Annotated in this window: 3 protein-coding genes; 1 reads left to right on the top strand and 2 read right to left on the bottom strand. The window is 65.8% G+C overall.

Annotated features, from left to right (window positions below; translation table 11 throughout):
• Positions 1–4 precede the first annotated feature (4 nt).
• Together ACRDU5_RS23750 and ACRDU5_RS23745 are read right to left on the bottom strand one after the other, a co-directional pair.
• Positions 5–1,498 (bottom strand): class I adenylate-forming enzyme family protein, encoded by a 1,494-nt coding sequence (locus ACRDU5_RS23750; protein WP_526617441.1) that lies wholly within the window; start codon positions 1,496–1,498, stop codon positions 5–7.
• Complete coding sequence (locus tag ACRDU5_RS23745) at positions 1,495–2,331, bottom strand: SDR family oxidoreductase (RefSeq protein WP_526617440.1); 837 nt, start codon at positions 2,329–2,331, stop codon at positions 1,495–1,497. The genes ACRDU5_RS23750 and ACRDU5_RS23745 overlap by 4 nt, the downstream gene beginning before the upstream one ends.
• Before the next feature lie 190 nt (positions 2,332–2,521).
• On the opposite strand from ACRDU5_RS23745, the gene ACRDU5_RS23740 reads away from it, so the two are divergent.
• Positions 2,522–3,007: methylmalonyl-CoA mutase family protein (locus ACRDU5_RS23740; RefSeq protein WP_526617439.1), on the top strand; the 486-nt coding region annotated here is incomplete at its 3' end.

Here is a 3,007-nt window from a genome sequence, read left to right as displayed (position 1 = left end):
TTGATCATGTTCGGCTCCTTGCTAATTCGTCGACCAGTTCGCGACGAAGCACCTTGCCGGTCGCGGTGGTGGGCAGTTCTTCTCGGAATACCACCCGGTCGGGAGTTCTCGACCCACGCAGGCTCTTGCGGACATACTCGCGCAATTCGTCGGGATCCGGACTGGCGCCGTCGCCGGGGACCACCACCGCGACGATGATCTGCCCCCACTCGGGATCCTCCGGTCCGACGACCACGCAGGCGCGCACGTCGGGATGCTCGACAAGGACGTCTTCGATCTCCGCGGGCGCGATGTTCTCGCCGCCCCGAATGATCGTGTCGTCGGATCGTCCGCCGATGAACAGGTAGCCGTTCTCGTCAAGGATGGCAACGTCTTTGGTCGGGAACCAGCCGTCGGCGTCGAGTACCGAGCCGATCTCGGCGTACCGGCCCGACACCTGATCGCCGCGGACGAACAGTTCGCCGGTCTCTCCCGGGCCGAGAACGGTGCCGTCGTCGGCGCGAATCTGCACCTCGATGCCGGGCACCGGCTGACCGACCGAGCCGAGTCGACGCGCGACCGCCTCGTCCGGTGCCGCCAGCGCGTCCCGGTGATCGTCCGGGGTGAGGACTGCGATCGTCGAGCTCGTCTCGGTGAGGCCGTACGCGTTGACGAACCCCACGCCGGGAAGCAGCTCGAGCGCCTTGCGAACCAGCGGCAGCGCCACCTTCGACCCGCCATAGGCCAGATTCCGCAGCGTCGGCAGCTGCGCACGTGTGCGTTCGAGTGCAGCCACGATGCGATCGAGCATCGTCGGGACCACGGTTGCGGTGGTGATGCCCTCGTCGGCCACCATGCGAACCCACTCTTGCGGGTCGAACCTGGTCAGGTACACCATCTTTCGGCCCGCGTACAGATTGGACAGAGCCGCACCGACACCGGCGATGTGATAGGGCGGTACACAGATCAACGCGGCGTCCTCGGCGGATGCCGATCCGAACTCCACCGTGCCGGTGACGTAGCTGGTGAGATTGTTGTGTGTCAGCTCGACGGCCTTGGGCCGCGAAGTGGTGCCGGACGTGAACAGCACGACGGCGACATCGTCGGGGTCGGGGAACTCGGCGACCGCGTCGGCGGTGCGGGCAGACTCGATGAACTCATCCGAGGAGATCACCTGCTTGCCCGCGCCCGCGACGAGATCTCGGTACTCGGCATCGGCGATCACCAGAGGTGTGGGCAGCCGGTCGATCAGTTCACGCAGCCCATCAGCGCTGAGCCGGTAGTTCAGCGGCGTGACGGCCACCGAAGCCCTCGCCGACGAAAAAAGCAGCAATGGCAACATGACACCACCAGCGCCGACATAGGCGACGTGCTGGGCGCCGGACGCCGCGATCACCCCGGCCCCACCGTCGGCAAGAGCGCTGAGTTCGGTTGTGGACAGCCGCATGCCGCCGGACACCACTGCCGTCCGGTCCGGATCGCTCGAGGCAGCCATCTCGAGCAGCAGCGAAATGCTCATCGTTTGTCGACGAAGATATCAAGTATGGGGTTGTCGCCGCCCCCGTAGCGGGACAGGTCGGTCACGCCGGCCTCGGCCAACAGCGCCGAATCGATGTAGCACTGACCGTTCACCTCGACGGCGGGCCGGGACAGGATCTCGACGGCGGCATCGCCCATGAGCTCCGGACTGCGCGACCTCGCGAGCATCGCCTCGGCGTTGGGCGAGTTCGCCACCGCGGACGTCGCGATATACGTCTCGGGCCACAAGCAAGCAAAGCCGATGCCTGCGTCGGCGTACTCGGCCGCCCAGCCCAGCGACAGCAACGTCATTCCGTACTTCGACAGCGTGTAGGACGGGTGTGCGCCCAGCCAGTGCGGGTTCATGTTGATCGGCGGTGCCGGCGTCAGCACGTGCGCGTCGGGTGACTTGCGCAAATCCGGCAGAGACGCCTTGGTCAGCAGGAACGTGCCCCGGACGTTGATGTCCATCATCAGGTTGAACTTCTTGGCCGAAAGCTGCTCGGTCGGTTCTGTTGCGATGGCGCTGGCGTTGTTGACGCAGATGTCGACGCCGCCGAAGCGCTCCACCGCGGTGTCGACGGCGCGTTGCACGTCTTCCTCGTTGCGGACGTCGCCGACCACGGCCGCGCCCTTACCGCCTGCGGCCTCGATCTCCGCGACGGCGGTGTGCACGGTGCCCGGCAGCTTGGGGTGCGGATCGGCCGTCTTGGCCAGCAGCACGATGTTGGCGCCCTGCCTTGCCGCGCCGACTGCGATCGCCAACCCGATGCCCCGACTGGCGCCGGAGACGACGAGGGTTCGATCGGTGAACGATTGCCGCTGGCTGGACATGGACCTCCTCGGATGTCGCCGTGCCTCATGCTACCGGACTGGTATTGCCATTCTCATTTTAGGCAAGTGCCATAATCACTGTGTACCGGGTCTTCGCTCGACGTCCCAACGTCCCGACAGGCCCCGCCCAGTGCACGTTTCCGGTCTGCGGTATTGGCATTCTCATTTTTTGCAAGTACGTTATCCATTGATGACCGACCCAGTTCAGACCCCCTCCGGCATCCCGCTCGAGCCCGTCTACGGACCGGCCGATCGGGCCGGTGATCCGCCTGCGCCGGGTACCTACCCATTCACCCGCGGCAACTTCGCGAGTGGGTACCGCGGCAAGCTGTGGACCTTCCGCCAGTATTCGGGCTTCGGGACCGCGGAGGAATCCAACCGCCGCTACCGCTACCTGCTGGAACAGGGTGGAACGGGGTTGTCGGTCGCGCTCGACCTGCCGACCCAGTGCGGCTTCGACTCCGACGATCCCGAGGTCAGCGAGGAGGTGGGCCGCGTCGGTGTTGCGGTGGACACGCTCGCCGACGCCGAGATCCTGTTCGACGACATTCCGCTGGACAAGATCAGCACCAGCTTCACCATCAACGGCACCGCGGCCATCCTGTTGGCGTTCTACGTCGCGGCCGCCGAGAAGAAGGGCGTGCCGCGCGAGAAGCTCACCGGCACCATCCAGAAC

Origin of the sequence: Mycobacterium sp., assembly GCF_050701515.1 — a bacterium.
GTDB lineage: Bacteria > Actinomycetota > Actinomycetes > Mycobacteriales > Mycobacteriaceae > Mycobacterium.
The sequence above is the reverse complement of the archived record's forward strand: the minus strand, read 5'-3'. Positions and strand labels throughout refer to the sequence as shown.